This is a genomic window from Mycolicibacter sp. MU0102 (genome assembly GCF_963378105.1).
GTDB classification, from domain to species: Bacteria; Actinomycetota; Actinomycetes; order Mycobacteriales; family Mycobacteriaceae; genus Mycobacterium; species Mycobacterium holstebronense.
The window spans coordinates 980,357-1,001,603 of sequence record NZ_OY726398.1; the positions used below are offsets into that span (position 1 = coordinate 980,357).

The 21,247-nt window shown below is 67.2% G+C and carries 21 protein-coding genes; 12 read left to right on the top strand and 9 right to left on the bottom strand.

Annotation, left to right across the window (positions count from 1 at the left end):
• Positions 1 to 93 precede the first annotated feature (93 nt).
• Together RCP37_RS04630 and RCP37_RS04635 are read left to right on the top strand one after the other, a co-directional pair.
• Positions 94 to 1,491: a sigma 54-interacting transcriptional regulator gene (locus RCP37_RS04630; protein WP_373693106.1), complete on the top strand. Its 1,398-nt coding sequence runs from the start codon at positions 94 to 96 to the stop codon at positions 1,489 to 1,491.
• Positions 1,484 to 3,466, top strand: coding sequence for a vWA domain-containing protein (locus RCP37_RS04635; RefSeq protein WP_308485819.1), 1,983 nt, complete (start codon positions 1,484 to 1,486; stop codon positions 3,464 to 3,466). The genes RCP37_RS04630 and RCP37_RS04635 overlap by 8 nt, the downstream gene beginning before the upstream one ends.
• A gap of 20 nt (positions 3,467 to 3,486) precedes the next feature.
• Here RCP37_RS04635 and RCP37_RS04640 read toward each other — a convergent pair whose 3' ends face one another.
• Positions 3,487 to 4,848: a PPE family protein, SVP subgroup gene (locus tag RCP37_RS04640; RefSeq protein WP_308485820.1), complete on the bottom strand. Its 1,362-nt coding sequence runs from the start codon at positions 4,846 to 4,848 to the stop codon at positions 3,487 to 3,489.
• 370 nt (positions 4,849 to 5,218) lie between these two features.
• Between RCP37_RS04640 and RCP37_RS04645 the strand changes: the two genes are divergently transcribed.
• The 8 genes from RCP37_RS04645 to mnhG all read left to right on the top strand — a co-directional run bounded on the left by RCP37_RS04645 (position 5,219) and on the right by mnhG (position 13,188).
• Positions 5,219 to 6,235 carry a sensor histidine kinase gene (locus RCP37_RS04645; RefSeq protein ID WP_224976890.1) on the top strand — a complete coding sequence of 339 codons (1,017 nt, stop codon included), beginning with the start codon at positions 5,219 to 5,221 and terminating at the stop codon, positions 6,233 to 6,235.
• Entirely contained in the window at positions 6,235 to 6,891 is a 657-nt protein-coding gene (locus tag RCP37_RS04650) for a response regulator transcription factor (RefSeq protein WP_308486939.1), read from the top strand. Before RCP37_RS04645 ends, RCP37_RS04650 begins: the two co-directional genes overlap by 1 nt.
• A gap of 215 nt (positions 6,892 to 7,106) precedes the next feature.
• Positions 7,107 to 10,001, top strand: coding sequence for a Na+/H+ antiporter subunit A (locus RCP37_RS04655; RefSeq protein ID WP_308485821.1), 2,895 nt, complete (start codon positions 7,107 to 7,109; stop codon positions 9,999 to 10,001).
• The gene (locus tag RCP37_RS04660; RefSeq protein ID WP_308485822.1) at positions 9,998 to 10,447 is read left to right on the top strand and encodes a Na(+)/H(+) antiporter subunit C; all 450 of its coding nucleotides are present in this window, start codon (positions 9,998 to 10,000) and stop codon (positions 10,445 to 10,447) included. The genes RCP37_RS04655 and RCP37_RS04660 overlap by 4 nt, the downstream gene beginning before the upstream one ends.
• Positions 10,444 to 12,042: a Na+/H+ antiporter subunit D gene (locus RCP37_RS04665; protein ID WP_373693107.1), complete on the top strand. Its 1,599-nt coding sequence runs from the start codon at positions 10,444 to 10,446 to the stop codon at positions 12,040 to 12,042. The genes RCP37_RS04660 and RCP37_RS04665 overlap by 4 nt, the downstream gene beginning before the upstream one ends.
• The gene (locus RCP37_RS04670) at positions 12,039 to 12,566 is read left to right on the top strand and encodes a Na+/H+ antiporter subunit E (protein ID WP_308485823.1); all 528 of its coding nucleotides are present in this window, start codon (positions 12,039 to 12,041) and stop codon (positions 12,564 to 12,566) included. The genes RCP37_RS04665 and RCP37_RS04670 overlap by 4 nt, the downstream gene beginning before the upstream one ends.
• Positions 12,563 to 12,844 carry a monovalent cation/H+ antiporter complex subunit F gene (locus RCP37_RS04675; protein ID WP_065041299.1) on the top strand — a complete coding sequence of 94 codons (282 nt, stop codon included), beginning with the start codon at positions 12,563 to 12,565 and terminating at the stop codon, positions 12,842 to 12,844. The genes RCP37_RS04670 and RCP37_RS04675 overlap by 4 nt, the downstream gene beginning before the upstream one ends.
• Positions 12,841 to 13,188: a monovalent cation/H(+) antiporter subunit G gene (mnhG, locus tag RCP37_RS04680; RefSeq protein WP_064890628.1), complete on the top strand. Its 348-nt coding sequence runs from the start codon at positions 12,841 to 12,843 to the stop codon at positions 13,186 to 13,188. Before RCP37_RS04675 ends, mnhG begins: the two co-directional genes overlap by 4 nt.
• On the opposite strand, the gene RCP37_RS04685 is transcribed toward mnhG, so the two are convergent.
• The 5 genes from RCP37_RS04685 to RCP37_RS04705 form a co-directional block, all read right to left on the bottom strand.
• The gene (locus RCP37_RS04685) at positions 13,173 to 13,790 is read right to left on the bottom strand and encodes a class I SAM-dependent methyltransferase (protein WP_308485824.1); all 618 of its coding nucleotides are present in this window, start codon (positions 13,788 to 13,790) and stop codon (positions 13,173 to 13,175) included. The two genes, mnhG and RCP37_RS04685, sit on opposite strands and share 16 nt — an antisense overlap.
• A gap of 21 nt (positions 13,791 to 13,811) precedes the next feature.
• On the bottom strand, positions 13,812 to 14,318 hold the full coding sequence (locus RCP37_RS04690) for an LpqN/LpqT family lipoprotein (RefSeq protein WP_308485825.1): 507 nt from the start codon (positions 14,316 to 14,318) through the stop codon (positions 13,812 to 13,814).
• A 10-nt stretch (positions 14,319 to 14,328) separates the two neighbouring features.
• The gene (locus RCP37_RS04695; protein ID WP_308485826.1) at positions 14,329 to 14,559 is read right to left on the bottom strand and encodes a hypothetical protein; all 231 of its coding nucleotides are present in this window, start codon (positions 14,557 to 14,559) and stop codon (positions 14,329 to 14,331) included.
• A gap of 71 nt (positions 14,560 to 14,630) precedes the next feature.
• Entirely contained in the window at positions 14,631 to 16,061 is a 1,431-nt protein-coding gene (locus tag RCP37_RS04700) for a putative alpha/beta hydrolase (RefSeq protein ID WP_308485827.1), read from the bottom strand.
• Positions 16,058 to 16,369, bottom strand: a complete 312-nt coding sequence (locus tag RCP37_RS04705; protein WP_064890620.1) for a DUF2563 family protein — start codon at positions 16,367 to 16,369, stop codon at positions 16,058 to 16,060. The genes RCP37_RS04700 and RCP37_RS04705 overlap by 4 nt, the downstream gene beginning before the upstream one ends.
• 185 nt (positions 16,370 to 16,554) lie before the next feature.
• Here RCP37_RS04705 and RCP37_RS04710 point away from each other — a divergent pair, with 185 nt between their 5' ends.
• The gene (locus RCP37_RS04710) at positions 16,555 to 16,911 is read left to right on the top strand and encodes a hypothetical protein (RefSeq protein WP_224975639.1); all 357 of its coding nucleotides are present in this window, start codon (positions 16,555 to 16,557) and stop codon (positions 16,909 to 16,911) included.
• 11 nt (positions 16,912 to 16,922) lie between these two features.
• On the opposite strand, the gene RCP37_RS04715 is transcribed toward RCP37_RS04710, so the two are convergent.
• Positions 16,923 to 17,837, bottom strand: coding sequence for an oxygenase MpaB family protein (locus tag RCP37_RS04715; RefSeq protein WP_308485828.1), 915 nt, complete (start codon positions 17,835 to 17,837; stop codon positions 16,923 to 16,925).
• Positions 17,838 to 17,905: 68 nt separating this feature from the next.
• On the opposite strand from RCP37_RS04715, the gene RCP37_RS04720 reads away from it, so the two are divergent.
• Complete coding sequence (locus tag RCP37_RS04720; RefSeq protein WP_308485829.1) at positions 17,906 to 18,541, top strand: TetR/AcrR family transcriptional regulator; 636 nt, start codon at positions 17,906 to 17,908, stop codon at positions 18,539 to 18,541.
• A gap of 16 nt (positions 18,542 to 18,557) precedes the next feature.
• On the opposite strand, the gene RCP37_RS04725 is transcribed toward RCP37_RS04720, so the two are convergent.
• Together RCP37_RS04725 and RCP37_RS04730 are read right to left on the bottom strand one after the other, a co-directional pair.
• A complete protein-coding gene (locus RCP37_RS04725) occupies positions 18,558 to 19,742 on the bottom strand; it encodes a serine hydrolase domain-containing protein (RefSeq protein WP_308485830.1) in 1,185 nt (394 codons plus the stop codon).
• Positions 19,739 to 21,199 (bottom strand): biotin carboxylase, encoded by a 1,461-nt coding sequence (locus RCP37_RS04730; RefSeq protein WP_308485831.1) that lies wholly within the window; start codon positions 21,197 to 21,199, stop codon positions 19,739 to 19,741. Before RCP37_RS04730 ends, RCP37_RS04725 begins: the two co-directional genes overlap by 4 nt.
• Positions 21,200 to 21,247 lie beyond the last annotated feature (48 nt).

The following is a 21,247-nucleotide window of genomic DNA, read 5'->3' on the forward strand; positions in this document are numbered from 1 at the left end:
GAAAGTTCACAGTACCCAGGGTATCGGGTATTGGACGAGTGGATAAACGCAGGACATCGTGACGGACTTTCACGCCCGTCGTAGCGTGGAGTGGTGACCGCGCCGAATGCCCCGCACGATCTGCCCAAAACTCTCGGTGAGCTGCGTGCTGCCGGCCACCGTGAGAGGGGGGTCAAACAAGAGATCGCCGAGAACCTGTTGGCCCGGCTCGGCGACGGTGACGACGCCGCAGCCATCTGGCCCGGCATCTTCGGGTTCGAGGACACCGTGCTGCCGCAACTCGAGCGCGCGTTGATCGCCGGTCACGACATCGTGCTGCTGGGCGAGCGCGGCCAGGGCAAAACTCGCCTGCTGCGCGCGTTGACCGGATTGCTTGACGAGTGGACCCCGGTGATCGCCGGCGCCGAGCTCGGTGAGCACCCGTATTCGCCGATCACGCCCGAGTCGATTCGTCGGGTAGCCGAACTTGGCGATGACCTGCCGGTGGCGTGGCGGCACCGCGACGAGCGCTACACCGAGAAATTGGCCACCCCCGACACCAGCGTCGCCGACCTGGTCGGCGACATCGACCCGATCAAGGTGGCCGAAGGCCGCAGTCTGGGTGATCCCGAGACCATCGCCTACGGCCTGATCCCGCGGGCGCACCGCGGCGTCGTCGCCGTCAACGAACTGCCCGACCTCGCCGAGCGCATCCAGGTGGCGATGCTCAACGTGATGGAGGAGCGCGACATCCAGGTACGCGGCTACACACTGCGACTGCCCCTGGACGTGCTGGTGGTCGCCAGCGCCAACCCGGAGGACTACACCAACCGCGGCCGCATCATCACCCCGCTCAAGGACCGCTTCGGCGCCGAGATCCGCACCCACTACCCGCTGGAACTCGACGCCGAGGTCGGCGTGATCGCTCAAGAGGCGCACCTGAGCGCGCAGGTACCGGACTACCTGCTGGCGGTGCTGGCCCGATTCGCTCGCTACCTGCGGGAGTCCCGCTCGGTGGACCAGCGCTCCGGCGTCTCGGCGCGCTTCGCGATCGCCGCCGCGGAGACGGTGGCGGCCTCGGCGCGCCACCGCGGCGCGGTGCTGGGCGAAACCGACCCGGTGGCCCGGGTGGTGGACCTGAGCACGATCGTCGACGTGCTGCGCGGCAAGTTGGAATTCGAATCCGGCGAGGAAGGCCGCGAGCAGGCGGTGCTGGAGCACCTGTTGCGCCGGGCTACCGCCGATACCGCATCGCGGGCACTGGGCGGGATCGACGTGGGACCGCTGGTGGCGGCGGTCGAGGACGCGACGGTGACGACGGGCGAGCGGATTTCGGCCAAAGCGGTGCTGGCGGCGCTGCCGGATCTGCCGGTGATCGACGCCGTCGCGCAGCGCCTGGGTGCCGAATCCGATGGCGAACGGGCCGCGGCACTCGAGTTGGCCTTGGAAGCACTGTATTTGGCTAAGCGCATCGACAAGACCTCTGACGAGGGCGAAACCGTCTATGGCTAGACGGCACGCCTCCCGGTATTCGGCCTACTCTGGTGGGCCGGATCCGCTCGCGCCGCCGGTCGATCTGGCCGAGGCGCTGGAGGAGATCGGGCGCGACGTCATGGAGGGGACGTCGCCGCGGCGGGCGCTGCAAGAATTGCTGCGCCGTGGCACCAAGAACCTGACCGGAGCCGATCAGCTGGCCGCCGAGGCGCAACGTCGGCGCCGGGAACTGTTGCGCCGCAACAACTTGGACGGAACGCTGGCGGAGGTCAAGAAGCTGCTCGACGAAGCGGTGCTCGCCGAACGCAAAGAGCTGGCCCGCGCGCTCGACGACGACGCCCGCTTCGCCGAGATGCAGATCGACGCGCTGTCGCCGTCGCCGGCCAAAGCGGTGCAGGAGCTGGCCGACTACAACTGGCGCAGCGGCGAGGCCCGGGAATCCTACGAGAAGATCAAGGACCTGCTCGGCCGCGAGATGCTCGACCAGCGTTTCGCCGGCATGAAGCAGGCGCTGGAAGGCGCCACCGACGCCGACCGGCAACGGGTCAGCGACATGCTCGACGATCTCAACGAACTGTTGGACAAGCACTCGCGCGGCGAAGACACCGCGCAGGACTTCCAACAGTTCATGGACAAACACGGCGAGTTCTTCCCGGAGAACCCGCGCAATGTCGAGGAGCTGCTGGATTCGCTGGCTCAGCGGGCGGCCGCCGCGCAGCGTTTCCGTAACAGCCTGAGCGCCGAGCAACGTGCCGAGCTGGATGCGTTGGCTGAGCAGGCGTTCGGCTCCCCGGCCCTGCAGCAGGCGCTGGGACGCCTGGACGCGCACCTGCAGGCGGCCCGGCCGGGGGAGGACTGGACCGGCTCGTCGGAGTTTTCCGGCAACAACCCGCTCGGCATGGGTGAGGGCGCCCAGGCCCTGTCCGATATCGCCGAGCTCGAGCAGTTGGCCGAGCAGCTGTCACAGGCGTACCCGGGCGCGAGCATGGACGACGTCGATCTGGACGCGTTGGCCCGACAACTCGGCGACCAAGCCGCCGTCGACGCGCGCACGCTGGCCGAACTGGAACGTGCGCTGCTCAACCAAGGGTTCCTGGACCGCAGCTCCGACGGGCAGTGGCGGCTGTCGCCGAAGGCGATGCGTCGGCTTGGGGAAACGGCGTTACGTGATGTGGCACGGCAACTTTCGGGGCGCCGCGGCGAACGCGACCATCGTCGGGCCGGGGCGGCCGGCGAGCTGACCGGGGCGACCCGGCCCTGGCAGTTCGGCGACACCGAGCCGTGGAACGTCACCCGCACCCTGACCAACAGCGTGCTGCGGCAGGTCGCCCAGCCCGGCGGGTCTGCGGGCGGTCGGCTGTCGATCAGCGTGGAGGACGTCGAGGTCTCCGAGACCGAGACGCGCACTCAGTCCGCCGTTGCGTTGCTGGTGGATACCTCGTTCTCGATGGTGATGGACAACCGCTGGCTGCCGATGAAGCGCACCGCGCTGGCGTTGAACCACCTGATCAGCACCCGGTTCCGCTCAGATGCGTTGCAGATCATCGCGTTTGGCCGCTATGCGCGCACCGTGTCTGCCGCGGAGCTGACCGGCCTGGAAGGTGTCTACGAGCAGGGCACCAATCTGCACCATGCGCTGGCGCTGGCCGGCCGGCACCTGCGCCGCCACCCCAACGCCCAGCCGGTGGTGCTGGTGGTCACCGACGGGGAGCCGACGGCGCACTTGGAGGACTATGACGGCGCCGGGGCGGGTTCTGCGGTGTTTTTTGACTACCCTCCGCACCCGCGGACCATCGCCCACACCGTGCGGGGCTTCGACGACGTCGCGCGGCTTGGTGCCCAGGTGACGATCTTCCGGCTCGGCGACGATCCCGGGCTGGCCCGCTTCATCGACCAGGTGGCGCGGCGGGTCCAGGGCCGGGTGGTGGTTCCGGAACTCGACGGTCTGGGCGCTGCGGTGGTCGGGGACTACCTGAGGTCGCGCCGCCGTTAAGTGGCGCTCGGCCGAAAGAGTTACCGGGACAGCAGTCGACGCTTTTGTGCGGCGAACTCCTCGCCGGTCAGATAGCCGGCGTCGTGCAGTTCGCCGAGTTCGCGGATCCCGGCCGCCAACTCCACTACCGAGGACAGCGGAGAATGCGCCGCCGCCACCGCTGTCTGCTCCGCCGAATCCGAGGACGGCTTGCCGGGCCCAGTGGACGCCGCGGGAGCAGTCGCCTTCCCGCCCTCCGAGCGGCGCTGGTTCATGGCGCCGGCCAGCGCACTGCCGCCCATACCGGCCAGAGCCATCTGGCCGAATGCCGTGCCCAACCCAGCCGGCGACGTAGCGGGGGCGGCGCCGAGCGGCGTCGAGAAACTGGCATGGCGGATCTCGGGGGCGACCTCGGCCCAACTGATGGGCGTCGAGAGCGCCCCGAGCGGGAACGCCTCGCCCATGGAGACCACGACCGCTTCGTGGGGAATCCGGAGGTTCTCGATCGACGGCAGTTCCTCGTGCACCCCCAATTGGTCCAGAGCGCTCAAGATGCGTCTCTGGCCGGCGCGGAGGATGTCCTGGGTGTCGAAGATCTCTTGGGAGTCCTGCTCGGCGAAATGCATTGCCGCACCGGCCAGGAAGACACCGAGGATCGACATCGGCAGGGCGATCCCAAGGGCGGTCTCGTCGGCGATGACGCCCATCCAGTCGAAGAATCCAGACGGGACGTCGCTCGGCAACGCTACGCCAGGCAACCCCTGGGAGGCCTCCGCCGAGCCGGGTCCGGTCAGCGTGGAGGCCAGTCGTGACGACACCGTCTGCGCGAGGTTGGCGGGATTGCCCTGAGCGCCGGTCTGGCCGACTGGTCCCGCCGGGTTACTGGTCTGCGGTGGCGGCGCGAACGGCTCCAGTTCGGAAGCGGTCTTCGACAGGGCCGAGTAGCTGTACATCGCGGTGGCGTCCTGGGCCCACATTTCGCCGTACTCGGCTTCGGTGGCCGCGATCGCCGCGGCATTCTGCCCCAGCACATTGGTGGCCAACAGCGTCAGCAACCGTGCCCGGTTGGCCGCGATGATCGGCGGGGGCACCGTCAATGCGAACGCGGCCTCGTAGGCCGCCACAGCCGCTTTGGCTTGCAGGGCAGTCTTTTCAGCCTGAGTTGCGGTGGTGTTCAACCATGCCGCGTACGGCGTAGCCGCAGCCGCCATTGCCGCCGAGGACGGACCCGACCATGCCGAGCTGGTCAACTCGGCTACCACGGATTCGTAACCCGCTGCCGCCGTGTGTAGTTCGGACGCCAATCCGCTCCAGGCGGTCGCTGCGGCGAGCATCGGCCCCGAGCCGGCGCCGAGGTACATGAGACCGGAGTTGACTTCCGGCGGCAACGCAGCGAAATTCATTGGCGGTGCAGGCCGGTAACGGCGGAGCCGGGCGCTGCGGGACGCCGCGCTCGGGTTGCGGCGTTCGCGAGCGCGGCGGAGCCGGGCGCTGCGGGACGCCGCGCTCGGGTACAGCGGTCCATTGCAGTTGCATCCCTCCGGTCACGGGTCGGTGGTGTGATCCGTCGATCTAACTCGCCCGGCGCTCCACCAGTGGGCTCGACACTCCGGGGCGGCAAACACCTCGACCCTGGGGTCAAAGCCGACGATGCGCTGGGCGTACCTCCATTCTCCGAGCCCGAACCGGTGGCTCGCCATGGTGTTTGACACCCATTCGCATGTCAGGGCGACCCGTATGGACATTGCGTGCCGCGCAGACCAGGGTGGTGGTATGAGCCGTTGGACTGGGCTCGTCGACCGATTTCGGCGGCGGGCGAGCGCGCCCGCGCGGGGGTTGTTTCGGCGCGTCGTCCTGATCAACGGATTGGTCTTCACCTTCGGCACCCTGGTGCTGGCCATGTCGCCGGCCACTGTTTCAGGACCCGTCCAACTGGCTGAGCTCCCGGTGTTGGTGATCGGGCTGGCAGTCGTGGTGGGGGCCAATGCCTTGCTGTTGCGGTCAAGTCTGGCCCCGCTGGACCGGCTTGCCGCCTCCATGCGGCGGGTTGACCTGCTCCGGCACACCGACCGGGTGGACGATACGGGCGACGGTGATCTGCACCACTTGATGGCGTCGTTCAACGCGATGCTGGACAGGCTGGAAACCGAACGCGCCTCATCGAGTGCCTTGGTGCTCGTCGCGCAGGAGAACGAGCGGCAGCGGATCGCCAGAGAGTTGCACGATGAGATCGGCCAAACCCTCACCGTCGCCCTGCTCACCCTCAAACGAGCCGTCGACGCCGCGCCGGAAGGAATACGCGGGGATCTCGCGGAGGCACAGGAGATCGTGCGGGCCAGTCTCGACGAAGTGCGCGGCATTGCGCGACGGCTGCGCCCGGACGCGTTGGAAGACCTCGGCCTACAGAGCGCACTGCAGGCACTGTGCAACCAGTTCACCCAGGCGAGCGGCATCGATGTCGTCAAAGACATTGGCCCGCAAGCAGAACGACTGAACCCCAACGTGGAGTTGGTGTGCTACCGCATTGTGCAGGAGAGCTTGACCAATATCGCCCGGCATTCCGGTGCGCAGAAAGTGTGGCTCGACTTGCATGTCGACGCAGCGGGGGAGTTGACCTTGCGGATCTCCGATGACGGCACGGGCGCGATGAGCGTCGAAGGTGCGGGAATCACCGGCATGCGGGAGCGCGCACTGCTGGTGCACGGCACCCTGACAATCACCTCCTCAGCTGACCAAGGCACCGAAATCCGGCTGGTGGTACCGGCACGATCGGGGGTGGGACGGGCATGATGCCGATGCAACCGGCACGCATCCTGCTGGCCGACGATCACGCCCTGATGCGCAGTGGGCTGCGGATGATTCTGGACGCCGAGCCCGACTTGTCCGTGGTCGCCGAGGCCGCCGACGGCGCCGAGGCGCTCGCAGTGTTGCAGGAAACCCCCGTCGATCTGGCTATTTTGGACATCGCGATGCCGCGGATGACCGGCTTGCAGGCCGCCCGCGAGATCAACCGCAACCATCCCCACGTGCGGGTGCTGATGCTGTCGATGCACGACAACGAGCAGTACTTCTTCGAGGCCCTCAAGGCCGGTGCGTCGGGCTATGTCTTGAAGTCGGTCGCCGACCGCGACCTGCTCGAGGCATGCCGGGCGACGATTCGCGGTGAGCCGTTTCTGTACGCCGGGGCGGTGACCGCCCTGATCCGCGACTACCTGCACCGGGCGCGGCACGGCAGTACGTTGCCCGAGACCATCCTCACACCCCGGGAAGAGGAAGTCCTCAAGCTGATCGCCGAGGGCCTCTCGGCACGGGAGATCGCCAAGACGCTCGGCATCAGTGCCAAGACAGTCGACCGCCACCGGACCAACACCCTGCAGAAATTGGGCTTGCGTGACCGCCTGGCGCTCACCCGGTATGCAATCAGGACCGGGCTGATCGAGCCGTAACCGAGCCGTAACGGGTTCCGCCCTCGCGAGTAATGGGTGTTTCACCCCCCTCCGAATGGGGGTTGTATTCCATGGCGCGTTGCCGCCGCACCACACAAACTGGAATCAGTGGTGGTGGGAGATGGGTGCGGACGTGTTCTGAGCGCGTCCGCGGTCTCCTCACGATTGGCCACGACTGAACGCATCGACTTAAACGAAACGGCCCGTGGAGCGTGATGCTGGCGATACTGCTTGCCCATGTTGTTGGCACCGCTGCCGCACCAGCGTTGGTGCGCAGGTGGGGCAGGGCGGCGTTCTATCCGCTGGGTTCGATCCCGCTGGTATCGCTGGGTTGGGTGGTGGCGAACTGGCCGGCCGGTCCGGCCGCCGACCACCGCGTCACCGTGCCCTGGGTTCCTGGACTGTCGATGGACATCGCGCTGCGGTTCGATTCGCTGAGCGCGATCATGTGCGTGCTGGCGCTGGGGATCGGCGCCCTGGTCTTGTTCTACTGCGCCGCATACTTTCGGCCGGTCGGGGGGCACGAGACCGACCCGCGGCTGCCCAGCTTCGCCGCGAAGATGGTCGGTTTCGCCGGAGCGATGTTCGGGCTGATGGTCGCCGACAACGCGCTGGTGCTCTACGTCTTCTGGGAAATGACGACGGTGTTGTCGTTCCTGCTGATCGGTCACTATGCCGAACGTGCGGTCAATCGCCGTGCCGCCATCCAGGCGCTGCTGGTGACCACTGCCGGCGGGCTGGCCATGCTGGTCGGCATCATCATGCTGGGCAACGCCGCCGGCACCTATCTGCTCTCGGAGCTGGTGGCCCATCCTCCGTCGGGGACCGTGGTCACCGTCGGGGTGCTGCTGATCCTGGTCGGCGCGCTCAGCAAGTCGGCGATCGTGCCGTTGCACTTCTGGCTGCCCGGCGCGATGGCGGCACCGACACCGGTCAGCGCGTACCTGCACGCCGCGGCAATGGTCAAGGCCGGGGTCTATCTGGTGGCCAGGTTGGCCCCGGGGTTCGCCGATTCGCCCGGATGGCGGCCGACGCTGCTGATTCTCGGTCTGGCCACCGCACTGTTGGCGGGATGGCGGGCCGTACGCGAGTACGACCTCAAACTGCTGCTGGCCTACAGCACCGTCAGCCAGCTGGGTCTGATGATCGTGTTGGTCGGAGCCGGCACCGGCGACCTCATGCTGGCCGGGTTGACCGCCATGTGCGCGCACGCGGCGGCCAAGGCCACGCTGTTCATGGTGGTGGGGATCATCGACCATGCCACCGGCACCCGCGATCTGCGTGAACTGGCCGGATTGGGACGCCGCGCCCCGGGGCTGTTCGTGATCGCCGCCGCGGCCGCCGCCAGCATGGCCGGAGTACCGCCGTTCGTGGGCTTCATCGCCAAGGAGACCATTTTCGGGGCCGAGGCCCAGTCTCCGGTCCTGGGTTCCGCCGGTCCGTACGTGCTGGCCGCCGGGGTGCTCGCCTCGATGTTCACCGTGATCTACAGCGTGCGGTTCGTGTGGGGCGGCTTCTCCAGCAAGGGCCGGGTCGCGCCGAGTGCTCATGTGGCAGGACTGCACCGACCGGAAGTGTCCTTCCTGGCACCACCGGCCGTGCTGGCCGCCGCCAGCCTGGCCTTGGGGTTGTGTGCGCTCACCCTGGACACGGTGTTGCGCAGCTACGCCGACACCATGCCGGGCGGAACCGGCTACCACCTGGCCCTGTGGCACGGTGTCGGGCTGCCGGTGTTGCTGTCGGCGCTGGTCTTGGTGGTCGGCACCAGTGTGTTCGCCGCCCGCGGCCCGCTGCGTCTGTCCCGGCTGCGCCGGCTGCCGATCGGCAAGGCCGACCGCATCTATGACGACGCGCTGCGGCTGCTCGATGTGGCAGCGGTGCGGCTGACCAGCATCACCCAGCGCGGCTCCCTGCCCCTCAACCAAGGGATGATCTTCGCGACGCTGGTGGTGCTGCCGCTGACGGCGCTGGCATTGGGCGCGCGCAACCACGTCGAACTGCACCTGTGGGACACTCCGCTGCAGTTGACCGTCGCGGTGCTGGTGATCGCCGGTGGGATCGGCGCGACCATGGCTCGCAACCGGCTGTCCGCGGTGTTGATGGTCGGGGTGACCGGTTACGGGTGCGCGGCGGCATTCGCCTTCCACGGTGCGCCCGACCTGGCGCTGACCCAGCTGCTGGTCGAGACCGTGACCCTGGTGATCTTCGTGCTTGTGTTGCGCACGCTGCCGGCGGAGGCCGAGCGCCCCACCATGGCCCTGAACCGGCTGCCGCGCATAGTGCTGGCCGCCGCGGTCGGCATCAGCGTGGCCGTGCTGGCGGCCTTCGCGATGGCGGCGCGCACCCGCGACGGCGTGGCCGAGGCGTTGCCCGAAGCGGCCTACGTCCGCGGCCACGGCGCCAACACCGTCAACGTGCTGCTGGTCGATATCCGGGCCTGGGACACCCTCGGCGAGATCTCGGTGCTGCTGGTCGCCGCGACCGGCGTGGCCTCGATGGTGTTCCGCAACCGCCGCTTCGGCCGGGCCCCACGGATCGCCGACGCCGGCAGCCCGCGCAAGACCGCGGGCATCACCACGCCTTACAGCCCGGCGATCGGGTCCACCACCTGGTTGCGGGGCAGCGCCTACCACGACCCCAACGAGCGGTCGCTGGTGCTCGAGGTCGCGACCCGGATCATCTTCCCGCTGATCATGGTGGTCTCGATCTACTTCCTGTTCGCCGGGCACAACTATCCCGGCGGTGGCTTCGCCGGTGGGCTTGCCGCCGGGCTGGGTCTGGCACTGCGTTATCTGGCCGGCGGACGCTACGAGCTCGGTGAGACGCTGCCCCTGGACTCCAGCAAGGTCCTGGGCGTCGGGCTGGCCCTGGTCGGAGGCACGGCGCTGGGGTCGTTGTTCCTGGGGGCGCCGGTGCTGTCCTCGGCGGTGCTGCACTTCACGCTTCCGGTGCTCGGGCACGTCAATGTGGTGACGTCGTTGTTCTTCGATCTGGGCGTGTACCTGGTGGTGGTCGGCATGGTGCTCGACGTGCTGCGCAGCCTGGGCGTGCGATTGGACCAAGAGCTTGAATCGCAGTCCGCTGGCCGACCGATGGCAGGAGTGTCATGACCGCGCATCTGGTTCCGTTGCTGATGGCCGCCGGGCTCACGTCGTGCGGGGTCTACATGCTGCTAGAGCGCAGCCTGACCCGAATGTTGTTGGGCCTGATGATGATCGGGAATGCCATCAATCTGCTGATCATCGATGTCGGCGGGCCCGACGGAAATCCGCCGATCCTTTGGGCCAGCTCCGGTAAGGAAACCGACGCCGACCCGCTGGCTCAGGCCATGGTGTTGACCTCGATCGTCATCACCATGGGCGTGGGCGCGTTCGTGCTGGCCCTGACCTACCGCTCCTACAACCTGACGACCACCGACGACATCGGCGACGACCAGGAAGCGACCCGCGTCTCGCAGCTGACCGACGAAGAGGTCATCGCCGCCGAACAGGACCACGGCGTGCCGGTGGCAGCCGGTGACCTCGACGCCGTTCCCGAAAGCGAGGTGTCACGGTGAGTCTTGCCGCCGTCTTGATGCCGCTGCCGGTGCTGTTGCCCACGCTGGGCGCGGCGCTGACGCTGATCGTCGGCCGCCGCCCCCGGCTACAGCGGCCGATCACCATCGGTGTGCTGTGCGCGGTGGCCGCGGTCAGCGCGGCGCTGCTGTATCTGACCGACCGTAACGGCACCCTGGTGCTGCATGTCGGAGGTTGGGGACCGACCGAGCAGAAGGTGGGACCGCTCGGCATCAGCCTGGTTGTCGACCGGTTGTCGGCGCTGATGCTGGTGGTGTCGGCGGTCGTGCTGCTGGCGGTCATGGTCTACGCCATCGGGCAGGGCGTGCGAGACGGTGACGACCGCCAGCCGGTATCGATCTTCCTGCCCACCTATCTGACCCTGGCCACCGGCGTCTCCCTGGCTTTCCTGGCCGGTGACCTGTTCAACCTGTTCGTCGGATTCGAGATGCTGCTGTCGGCGAGCTTCGTGTTGCTGACCATCGGCGCAAGCGCCGAACGCATCCGCGCCGGTATCGGCTACGTGATGGTCTCGATGGCCTCGTCGTTGGTCTTTCTGTTGGGCATCGCCCTGGTCTATGCCTCGACCGGAACGCTGAACCTCGCCGAGCTGGCGACGCGGACCGGCGCCCTGCCCAGCGGCACCCGAAGCGCGGTGTTCGCGGTGTTGCTGGTGGCGTTCGGCATCAAGGCCGCGGTGTTCCCGCTGTCGGCATGGCTGCCCGACGCCTACCCCACCGCGCCCGCCCCGATCACCGCGGTGTTCGCCGGGATTCTGACCAAAGTCGGTGTGTACGCGATCATCCGGGCGCACTCACTGCTGTTCCCCGACGGCGGCCTGGACTCGGTGTTGCTGGTCGCGGCGCTGTTGACCATGTTGATCGGGATCTTCGGTGCCATCGCGCAAAGCGACATCAAGCGGGTGTTGTCCTTCACCCTGGTCAGCCACATCGGCTTCATGATGTTCGGGGTCGCGTTGTCGAGCCAGCTGGGTATGTCCGGCGCGATCTTCTACGTGATGCACCACATCATCGTGATGACCACGCTGTTCCTGGCGGCCGGACTGATCGAACGCCAGGGCGGCGCCTCGTCGCTGCACCGGCTGGGCGGTCTGATCGCCAACCCGCTGTTGGCTTTTGTGTTCCTGATTCCGGCGTTCAATCTCGGTGGTATTCCGCCTTTTTCGGGCTTCATCGGCAAGACCGCCGTGCTGCAGGCCGGTGTGGGTGACGGGTCGGTGCTGGCCTGGTGCCTGGTGGGCGGCGCGGTGGTGACGAGTCTGCTGACGCTGTATGTGCTGGCGCGGGTGTGGACCATGGCGTTTTGGCGCCGCCGCGTCGACGCCCCCGAGGGAGAGCTGGTGCTTGCCGCTCCGCCGGTGCTGCTTGACGACGTCGGCGACGTTGCCTACAACGACCGTGATGACGTCGGAAAGATGCCGACGTGGATGGTGGTCCCGACGCTCGCGCTGATCGCGCTGGGCCTGTCGCTGAGCGTTCTGGCCGGCCCGATTTTCGCCTACACCGAGCGGGCGGCGGCCGAGGTTCTGGACCGGGGCGAATACATCTCGACCGTCTTGTCGGTGGGTACACCATGAGGGCCCTCGCGCTGAGGATCTTCGCGGTGTCCGCACTGGCGACCGTGTGGGTGCTGTTGTGGGGCCGCTTCACAATCCCCAACATCATCACGGGAATCCTGGTCGCGATCGTGATCATGGTTTTGCTGCCGATGCCGCCGGTGCCGGTACAGGGCCGGGTGCATTTGGTGCCGTTGGTGAGGCTGTTGGGGCTGTTCACCTGGTACCTGATGGAGTCCAGCATTCAATTGATGTGGCTGGCGGTCCGACCCGGGCCGCCGCCGCTCACCGGGGTGCTACGGGTGCCGCTGACCATCAAATCCGACCTGGTTTTGGTGCTGGCCGCCAACATCACCACATTGATTCCCGGATCGATGGTGCTGGAGATCGATCAGGTGCGCCGCATTCTGTATTGCCATGTGATCGATGTCGGGTCTGCGCCGGCGGTCGAACGTTTCTTTCAGCAGGTAGCGCAGGTGGAGCGACTGTTGATCGCCGCGTTCGAGCGTGACGAAGAGTGGCTGCCGGCGGGAGTAGACGCATGAACGTGATCTGGGGAACGGCGGGCGTGCTGTTGGGCTTCGCCGCCGTCATCACCATGTATCGGCTGCTGGCCGGGCCCAGCACCTTGGACCGGCTGGTGGCGCTGGACACGCTGGCCGCGATGACCATGTGCGGTATCGGTATCTGGGCTGCGGTCAGCCGGGACACCACCGTGACCTACAGCCTCGCGGCACTGGCGCTGGTCGGCTTCATCGGGTCGGTGAGCGTGGCACGCTTCCGGGTTCCCGACGACGCACCTGACCTGGGGAGGCAACCGTGATCCTGCTCGACGTGCTCGCCGGGGTGCTGGTGCTCGCCGGTTCGGTGCTGGCGCTGACGGCGGCTATTGGAGTGGTGCGGTTCCCCGACACCTTGGCCCGGATGCACTCGGCCACCAAGCCGCAGGTGTTGGGCCTGTTGCTGGTGCTCTTCGGTGCGTTGATCCGGCTCCGCGGCAGCCACGACGCCGGAATGGTGACGGTGAGCATCCTGTTCACCCTGATCACCGCGCCGGTGGTCGCACACCGGGTGGGTCGGCTGGCCTATCAGGAGCAGGACATGACCGAGGTGCTGAGCGTCGACCAGCTCGGCGAGCTGACCGAGGACGATCAGCTGCCGCTGTGAGCGGGGCGTAGCACCGCGACCAGGAAGTCGGAGTCCGCGGTGAAGGGCCGCAGGTCCCAGGTGGCCAGCAGGAGATCGTTCGCGAAACCGGCGGCCGACGCGTCGCGCAGGAACTGATCGAAGTCGTAGTCCCGGTTGGCGCCGAAGCCGATCACGGTCCGGCCGTCGTCGGCGCAGTGGGCGCGCAACCGGCGCAGGATCTCCGCGCGCGTGCTCGGGGCCACAAATGCCATGACGTTGCCCGCCGACACGATGAGGTCGAACGGTTCGGAGATGCCGCGGGCGGGCAGGTCGAGCTCGGCGAGGTCGCCCACGAGATAGCGCGGTCCGGGATAGTCCTGCTCGGCGGCCTCGATGAGCTCCGGGTCGACGTCGACACCGACCACGTCGTGGCCGCACTTGGCCAGGACGCCAGCGACCCGTCCGGGGCCGCAGCCGGCGTCGAGGATGCGGGCGCCACGGGACGCCATCGCGTCGATCAGGCGCGCTTCGCCGGCCAGATCGTTACCGGCGCGGGCCATCTCGCGGAAGCGTTCGATATACCACTGCGAATGCCCGGGATCGGCGGCGACTTTCTGCATCCAGAGGCTCTGCTCGACCATGAGTTCATTCTCCCAGGGGCGTCACGGGGTGGGCAGGCGGACTTCCACCGAATCCAGCAGGGCCTGTTTTGCGGCGATGTAGTGCGGGTTGTCGGCGTCGGTGGTCTGCAAGGTGACCGTGATCGCCCAGATCCTGGCCTTGGTGTTCTGCACGGCGATGAGCAGGCCGGTGGCGGGTCGGCCCTGCAGGTTGTAGGAGATCGTTCTGCTCGGAAAGCCCGACACCGTGCCTGCGATGTCGGTGTCGAGGTCACCGACGAGGTCGATGACCGCGGCGCGCTCCTTGGCCAGGGCCTGCGCCGGCAGTCCCACCTGGCCGGTGAGCTCTTCGCACGTCACTACCGCGTTGGGGGTGAAACCGTGCCGTCGCAGTTCCTGGTTGTAGAGCACGCCGCGCACCGGCGGCGATTCGTTGCTGGGCAGGAACTCCCAACCCGGGGGCCGGGGGAGGGTGATCGTCGGTTCGTCGATGTCGCGGGGATCCAAGATGATCGATCCCTCGGCGGGTGCGTGACCGGAATTTTCCACTGACAACTCCTTATCGCCCGGGCCGCCAGAGCTTGCGGAGGTAAACGCCGCCGAAGCTGAGGTAGGAAAGGATCGCTCCAGCGACGACCGCACCGATCAGGTCCGTCGTCTCTGGGCTCTTCATCGAGCTGTAGAACGCAAACGCGAACAAGGCGGCGGACACCATCGGTCCGATGAGCCAAAAGAGCCACTTGGACCACGCGTCCTTGCGGGGATCGACCGGGACTCCGATGAGAAGCATCACCACCAAACCGACCCCGATGATGCCGTTTGCGCTACTGATGATCGATCTCCCTTACCGGTGTGCCCAGCTCAGCCGAACAATCCATGCCAGACATTCGAAATTCCTTCGCCCACATGCTTACCGAACTCGCTGCCGACGAGGCCGCCGACAACCGCTCCGGTGCCGGCACCGAGGACCGCACCAATGGCAGTTCCCGGTCCGGGGCCGAAGAAGGTGCCGACCACGGCCCCGATCTCCGCGCCGGTCTCCGCGCCCAGTCCGGCGCCCACCAGACCGCCGGTGACATCACCGGCGGTTTTGGGGACGACGTCCACCAAGGCGGTGCTCAAGGAGACCCCATTGTTCAGATCGTTCTGGATCTCCATGGCCCCGTTCGCCACGGTGATGACGTTGCCCGCCATTCCTAGGCGTTTACCGAACTTCTCGACTCCCTCCATGGCTTGGGAAACCGGGACACCGCCGGGAATGGCGGGGTTCGGCGACCCGCCCGGTGCGAACGCCGGCAGGTCTGGCCGGACCCAGGGAGCATTTGCCTGGCCACCGGCCGAGGCGAGGCCGTCCCCGACGTTCCCCCATTTGCCGTTGATCTCCGTCGGCTTGGTCGGGGTAGGTGGCGGGCCCTGAGGCCGGGTCATCACCGGCGTGCCCGGTGGCACCCACGGCGTGGCGGCCCCGGCGCCGCCGTCCCCGGCCTTGCCGTCCGGCGTTCCGGGGGCTTGGCCATTGGCGCCGCCATTGCCGCCGGCGCCACCATCGGCTCCCGCCGGGGTACCACCTGCCGGCGGCGTCTGCCCGGCACCACCGTCGGCTTGACCGTTGGGTGTGCCGTTAGTTGGGCTGGCGGTTCCCGGAGCCCCGTTGCCGGCTGCCGGCTCGCTGTCGGCATCGAACTTGCGTACCGCGACGTCGGGGTCGTAGCCGTCCTTGACCCGCAGGTTGGTCAGGGCCTGCTTCAGGGTCTTGGAGTAGTCGTTGCGGAAAAACGTCTCGTTGTGCAGGGCAGTCTCGGTGTCGGCCTTGGCTGCATGACGAACATTCTCGATATCGGCGTCGCGATCCAGGCCCTGGTTCTCCAGGTCGAGGTAGTGGCCGATCAGATAGTCGGCAGTCCCCAGGTTCTCATTGAGTGACTTGATGTTGCCCCGCGAGGTTGCCCGGGCCTGAGCCAGGGCGGCAGCGATGGTCTCCAGGTCGGCGGCGATCTGACCGAGCTGCTCATTGGTGGCATGCAGGCTGTCTTTGACGCGCTGCACCTCGGCCCCGTTGTTGATGGGTTGCTCGCCGTTTTCGCGGTTGTACTGCGTGAAGTGTTCTTGGGCGGCGCGGAAGGACTCTTCGGCGGCGGTGGCCGAACCGGCGGCGGAGTGGAAGGCCTGGGCCAAGAAGTTGATCTGGGTGGGGCTGCCGGCCTGCAGACTGTCGTCGATCGCCCACGGATCACCACCGGCCTGCGCGACGAGGTCGTCGACGTTCAGGTGCTGCAGGGTGGGACGACTCACTGTTGGGGGCCGGCGACGTCCCGCAACAGTTTGGCGTTGTGGTTGTCCATCTCGGTAAAGCCGGCGGCGGCGGTGCGCACGTTCTCGGCGATGCCGGTGAGGTTCTGGTGGTGGCCCTGCAAGGCGTCGCGATGACTGTCCTTGGCGCTGCCCAACGCGGCGTGGAAACCGTGCGCGTCATCGAAATCGCCGAACATCTTGGCGGTCACGCCGGCCACGTCGAGACGCTGAGCCCCGTCATTGGCGTGCCCGCCGGCGTCGTCGGACACATTTGCTCCGGTGCGCAACACATGGGGGTTGACGTGCATCGCCTGCCACCTTCCGTCCGCGTGTGTCGAGGTCAAAGCCTACCGACGCGGGCTGAACCGTCAATTCACCCGCAGCAGATTCGGCCAGAAGCAAGGGAAAACCCTGTTTCGTCACCGGGCGGCGAATCCTAGATTCGGCCTAGCGGGATTGCGGGAGGTAGGTCGGGAGGGAAGGAGCGCCAGCCGTGAGCCTGAAAGGTGTTGTCGTTGCGGCGGCCCTGGTCGGCACCGCCGTCGAGGTGTTCAACCCGAGCGGGCCGGGACCACTGTCGGGTTCCTACACCATGACCATCACCGACGGCGCCGGAATCGTCCGGGCCGGGTCTGCCTACCCCTGGTTTTTGTCCCCGTGCGGCCCAGGCTGTCTCAATGTCCGCGACACCGCCATCGGCTGGGACAAGGATGCCCACCTCGAGGGCAACAGGTGGGTATGGACCATCGATGACGGGAAGCTGACCCATTCCTTCGATCAGAAAACCCTGGCCGGGAAACTGGCCGGCCCGTCAACCACCATCTGGTGGGTGTTGACCAAGAACGCCTGACAGCGGCCCGGTCACACCAGCGGGCGACCGGCGCGGATACGGCGGTCGAGGTCCCACAGGATCAGGTTGAACGGGAAGCCGCGCAAGAACTGCGGCAGCAGGTTGTTGATTCCGCGAAGAACGCCCATCAACCGGTCGAACCGACGTTGCTTGTCGGGGCCCCACGGCAGCTGCATCTCGTCGCGGAAGCGCTGCGGAAGGAAGCCGGTGGTGATCAGCGTCGCGATCCGTTCGTTCGTCCGCTGCAACGGGCCGGGCAGGGTCAGGCCCCGCAGCCGGCTCGCCGCGATTGGTTTCAGGTATTCGCGGACGGCGTCATCGATGTGCACCTTGTCCAGCTGGTCCTGCCAGTACTGGTCAAAGGCGGCCCGATCGGCCGGCCACATGTCCTCGGGCACCTGCAGCATGGTGGCCATCGCCTTGCCCTCATTGTGGTAATGCCGGTCGGCGTGCTCGTCGTCCATTTCACCGAGGAAGATGCGGTGGATGTCGACGTTGCCCTTGTACAGGCAGGCGCCCACCCACAGCTGCAGGTCACGGTCGAATGCGTTGTACTTCACCGGGCTGTCGCCCGTGGAGCGAACCTGACGGTGGGCACTGTTGACCGCCTCGCGGAACGCGGCCTTCTGCGCGTCGCTGCCCTGGGTGGAGACCACCAGGTAGGTGAACGTGGTGCGAGCCCGCTTGATCGGATGCCGGTCAACTCGGCCGCTTTCGACCTTGCTCTCCATCACGCCGTAGCCCACCCCGGGCCGCGCCAGCTGCATGATCACGTTGGCGGGGCCGGCCAACAGCGCCACGCCCATCATCATGTTGTCGTCGCAGGTGACTTGCGGCAGCCAGGAGCGTCGGCGTGGGGCGGGGTGCGCGCCCAGCGAGTCGTTCACCGAACGCTCCACCAAGGGAATCGGCTCGCTGATTGTCATTACTGCACCTCGCTGATTGTGAGAACGTCGGTTTCCTGATATTGCCCAGCTGAGAGCCCGGTGTCAAGATGGTGGACGTGGTTTCCGCCGTTCCCGAGCGTCCCTACCGAGGCGTGCAAGCAGCCGACCGGCTGGCCGAGCGCCGAGAACGCCTGCTAGCTGCCGGTCTCGATGTGCTGGGCGCCCACGAGTTGATCGAGTTGACCGTGCGAGGGATCTGCCACCGGGCCGGTGTGGCGTCACGGTATTTCTATGAGAGTTTCGCCGACAAGGACGAGTTCGTGGCCGCGGTGTTCGACTGGGTGGTCGGTGACCTGGCGGCCAGCACCCAGGCCGCCGTGGCCGCGGTGCCTTCTGCCGAGCAGACCCGGGCCGGCATGGCCCACCTGGTGTCTGCCATTGCCGGGGACGCCCGCGTCGGCCGAATGCTGTTCAGCACGCAGCTGACCAATGCGCTGCTGGTGCGCAAACGCGCTGAATCCAGTGCACTGTTCGCGATGTTGTCCGGCCGGCACGTGCAGAACGTATTGCGGGTGCCGGGCAACGACCGCATCAAGGCGGTCGCGCATTTCGTGGTCGGCGGGGTGGCTCAGACAATCGGTGCCTGGCTGGCCGAGGATATCGAGCTGGCGCCGGCTCAACTGGTGGACCAGCTGACCGCGCTGCTGGGCCAACTCGACGACCCGGCGCTGTTCCGGAGTTGAGTCCGATGGCCAGCGGCTAGGCCAGCTCCTGCGCTATCGCATCGAAGGCACGCAGGGTGTCGGACAACATCCGCGAGTCGGCAGCGTAGGACTGGGTGGACACCTTGGCGCCGACCACCTCCGCCGCTCGATCGACGTAGATCAGCTGGCCGCACATGCCTTGGCACAACACCACGGTGTTGCCCGGGTAGGGGAACCACACCTGATTGCGGTACATCCCGCCGGGCATTCCGGTGTCCTCCGGGCTGGCGGCGAACGCCTGACGCGAGTCGGGACCGCCGTCGAGTGTGTCAGCGATCCACGCCGCCGGCACCACCTGTCGGCCGGTCAACGAGACACCGTGGCGGGAGAGCAGCGACCCGAACCGGATCAGGTCGGTCAGGCAGGCGCTGATGCCGCCGTCGAAGAATCCGGTGCCTACCGGGTCCACGCCGATGGTCGCGTCACATTGCGCACCGATGCGGCTCCACAGCAGTTCCGACATCAGATCGGGCATCCGCTGGCCGCCGGCGACCTCGCAGATCCAGCCCAGCACGTCGGTTTCGCAAGACCGGTATTCGAATGGGCCGCCGTGCTGCGACTTCTGCCGCAGCGTCAGCAGGAAGTCACGCAGGGTGGCCGGACTGTCCTCGCTGCCTTTGGCGGCCCACCCGACCGCCTGGTCGAGGGCGTGTATCTCCGCGGTCGGGTGCAGGTAATTGTCCGAGAAGGCGATGCCCGATCTCATATCCAGCAGGTGGCGCACCGTCGCCCCGGCGTAGCCGCAGTCGGCCAGGGCAGGCACGTAGCTGGTGACCGGTGCGTCGAGAGCCATCGCCCCAGAACCGTGCAGCGCGCCGACGACGGCGGCCACCATCGACTTGCTCACCGAGAACAGCAGATGCCGAGTGTGTGCCAGCATGGCACCCCGGTACTCCTCGGCCACCAGCGCGCCACGGTGGGCGACGGCCCACCCGTCGGTTGCAGTGGTGTCCATGACGGCACCGACGGTGGTGGCGCCCCCCTCGGTGGTGGTCACCGGGATCGCGGCCAGTTCGGCGCCGGTCGCCGGCAACGCCGCGACGGGCCCGGTCCCACGCGCAATCACCGCGGTCGGCACGAAGTCTTCGACGTGCTGAAACGACCACCGCGCATAGGGCTCGGACAGCCAGTTGTCCAGGGAGATCCCGGCCGGGCGGCGACCGGGCGCGGCGTCGCTCACGCTCGCGCGACGAGCCGGGAGACGATCGGTGTGGCCGGTGTCAGGGGTGTGGAGACAAATTTCGCTCTCATGCCCTTGACCCAGCGCTGGCAGCGTTCGGTCAGTCGGTAGTCGGTGGTCTGCAGGTGTCCGCGGGTGACGAGTACGCCGAGTTGGGCGCCCTCGGACCGCAAGTCGCCGGGCGCCGCGACGCGCATGTAGAACGCCTCGGACCCGTCGAGCAATGTGGCCCAGTCGTTGGCGGACCGCGCAAAGGACACCCGACCGTCGTCGTCGATGCGCCACACTCCGGTGCGCGGCGTCGCGGTGAAAAGCTCGACATCCGGCGAGGTCTCGTTGATGATCACCTGGCCCCAGACCTCGTCCTCGCCGTAGCCACGCTCCCAGCGCGCGTTGATCTCGTCGATGTCGAGCTCATACTCCACGTCCATGTACTCGAGCAGATGGAAGAGGAACAGTGGCATGTCGGCGTAGGCCTCGGTGGTCAGGTTCGTCATCGGGCTGGCGCCGGACAGGCGCGGGTTGACCTCGCCGAGGTAGAGCTCGTCGGAGTCCAAGTCGTGCAGCAGGTCCACCTCGAAATAGCCGCGATAGCCCTCCCGGCTCAGGATGTCGCCCAGCTTTCGCACCATGTCTCGCGCGGCGTGCGTCTGGTCTGGCGGAAGCACTTCGCGCCAGATGTCGTTGCCGCACCAGGCGCCGGGATTCGGAGTCAGCTCTGAATAGCCGACCAGACTGGTCATCGCGGGGCCGATTGCGGTGCCGTGTCGAGTCACCGCACCTTCGATGCACACCTCGACATTGCGGATCCGCTTCATGACTTTGAATTCCTGCTCCGCGGTCAGCGCACCGGCGTGCTGGTCCCAGTCGGCCTGACCGCGCACAAAGAACGTTCCGCTGCCAGCGTTGCCATAAGGGATGGAGATGACGAGGTCATCCCCTAATCCGGCCTCCCGCGCGAGCGTCAGCAGTTCTTCGTAGGAGCCGGCTCGACCCATCACGTGCGGCACACTCGGCACGCCCGCCGCGTCGGCCAGGCGCGTCATGATGGTCTTCGAGCCCAGGCGGTTGCGCACCGCCACCGAGGGGTGCATGACCTCCAGCCCGGCCTGCCGCGCGAGCGTTTGCGTCTCTTCTTCCATCATCACGAAGCAGGCTTTGCCGCCGGGGCCGCGGCCCGCGATGAACTCGAGTGTCTCGGGATCGGACAAGAGGTGGTTGCACACATCGCCCATGGAATCGAAATCAAGGCGGTCTCGTCGCCGGGGCACGAACACCCGCGAATGCGTGCCCTCGAAGGAGTCGAAGTAGGTCAGGTAGAAGAAGTTTCGAATCCAACGGTCAATGCCCAGCAGGTTGAACGGGGTCGGCGAGATGAAATACAGCGGCGTTGTGTTGGTGTGGAAGAACGCGCGCACGTCGGAGATGCCGTTCAGACAGCGGCGCGGCGCTTCCATGCTCAAAAGTGTGCGCTTGCGCTAGCGCACGTGTCGAGGCCGATGCGG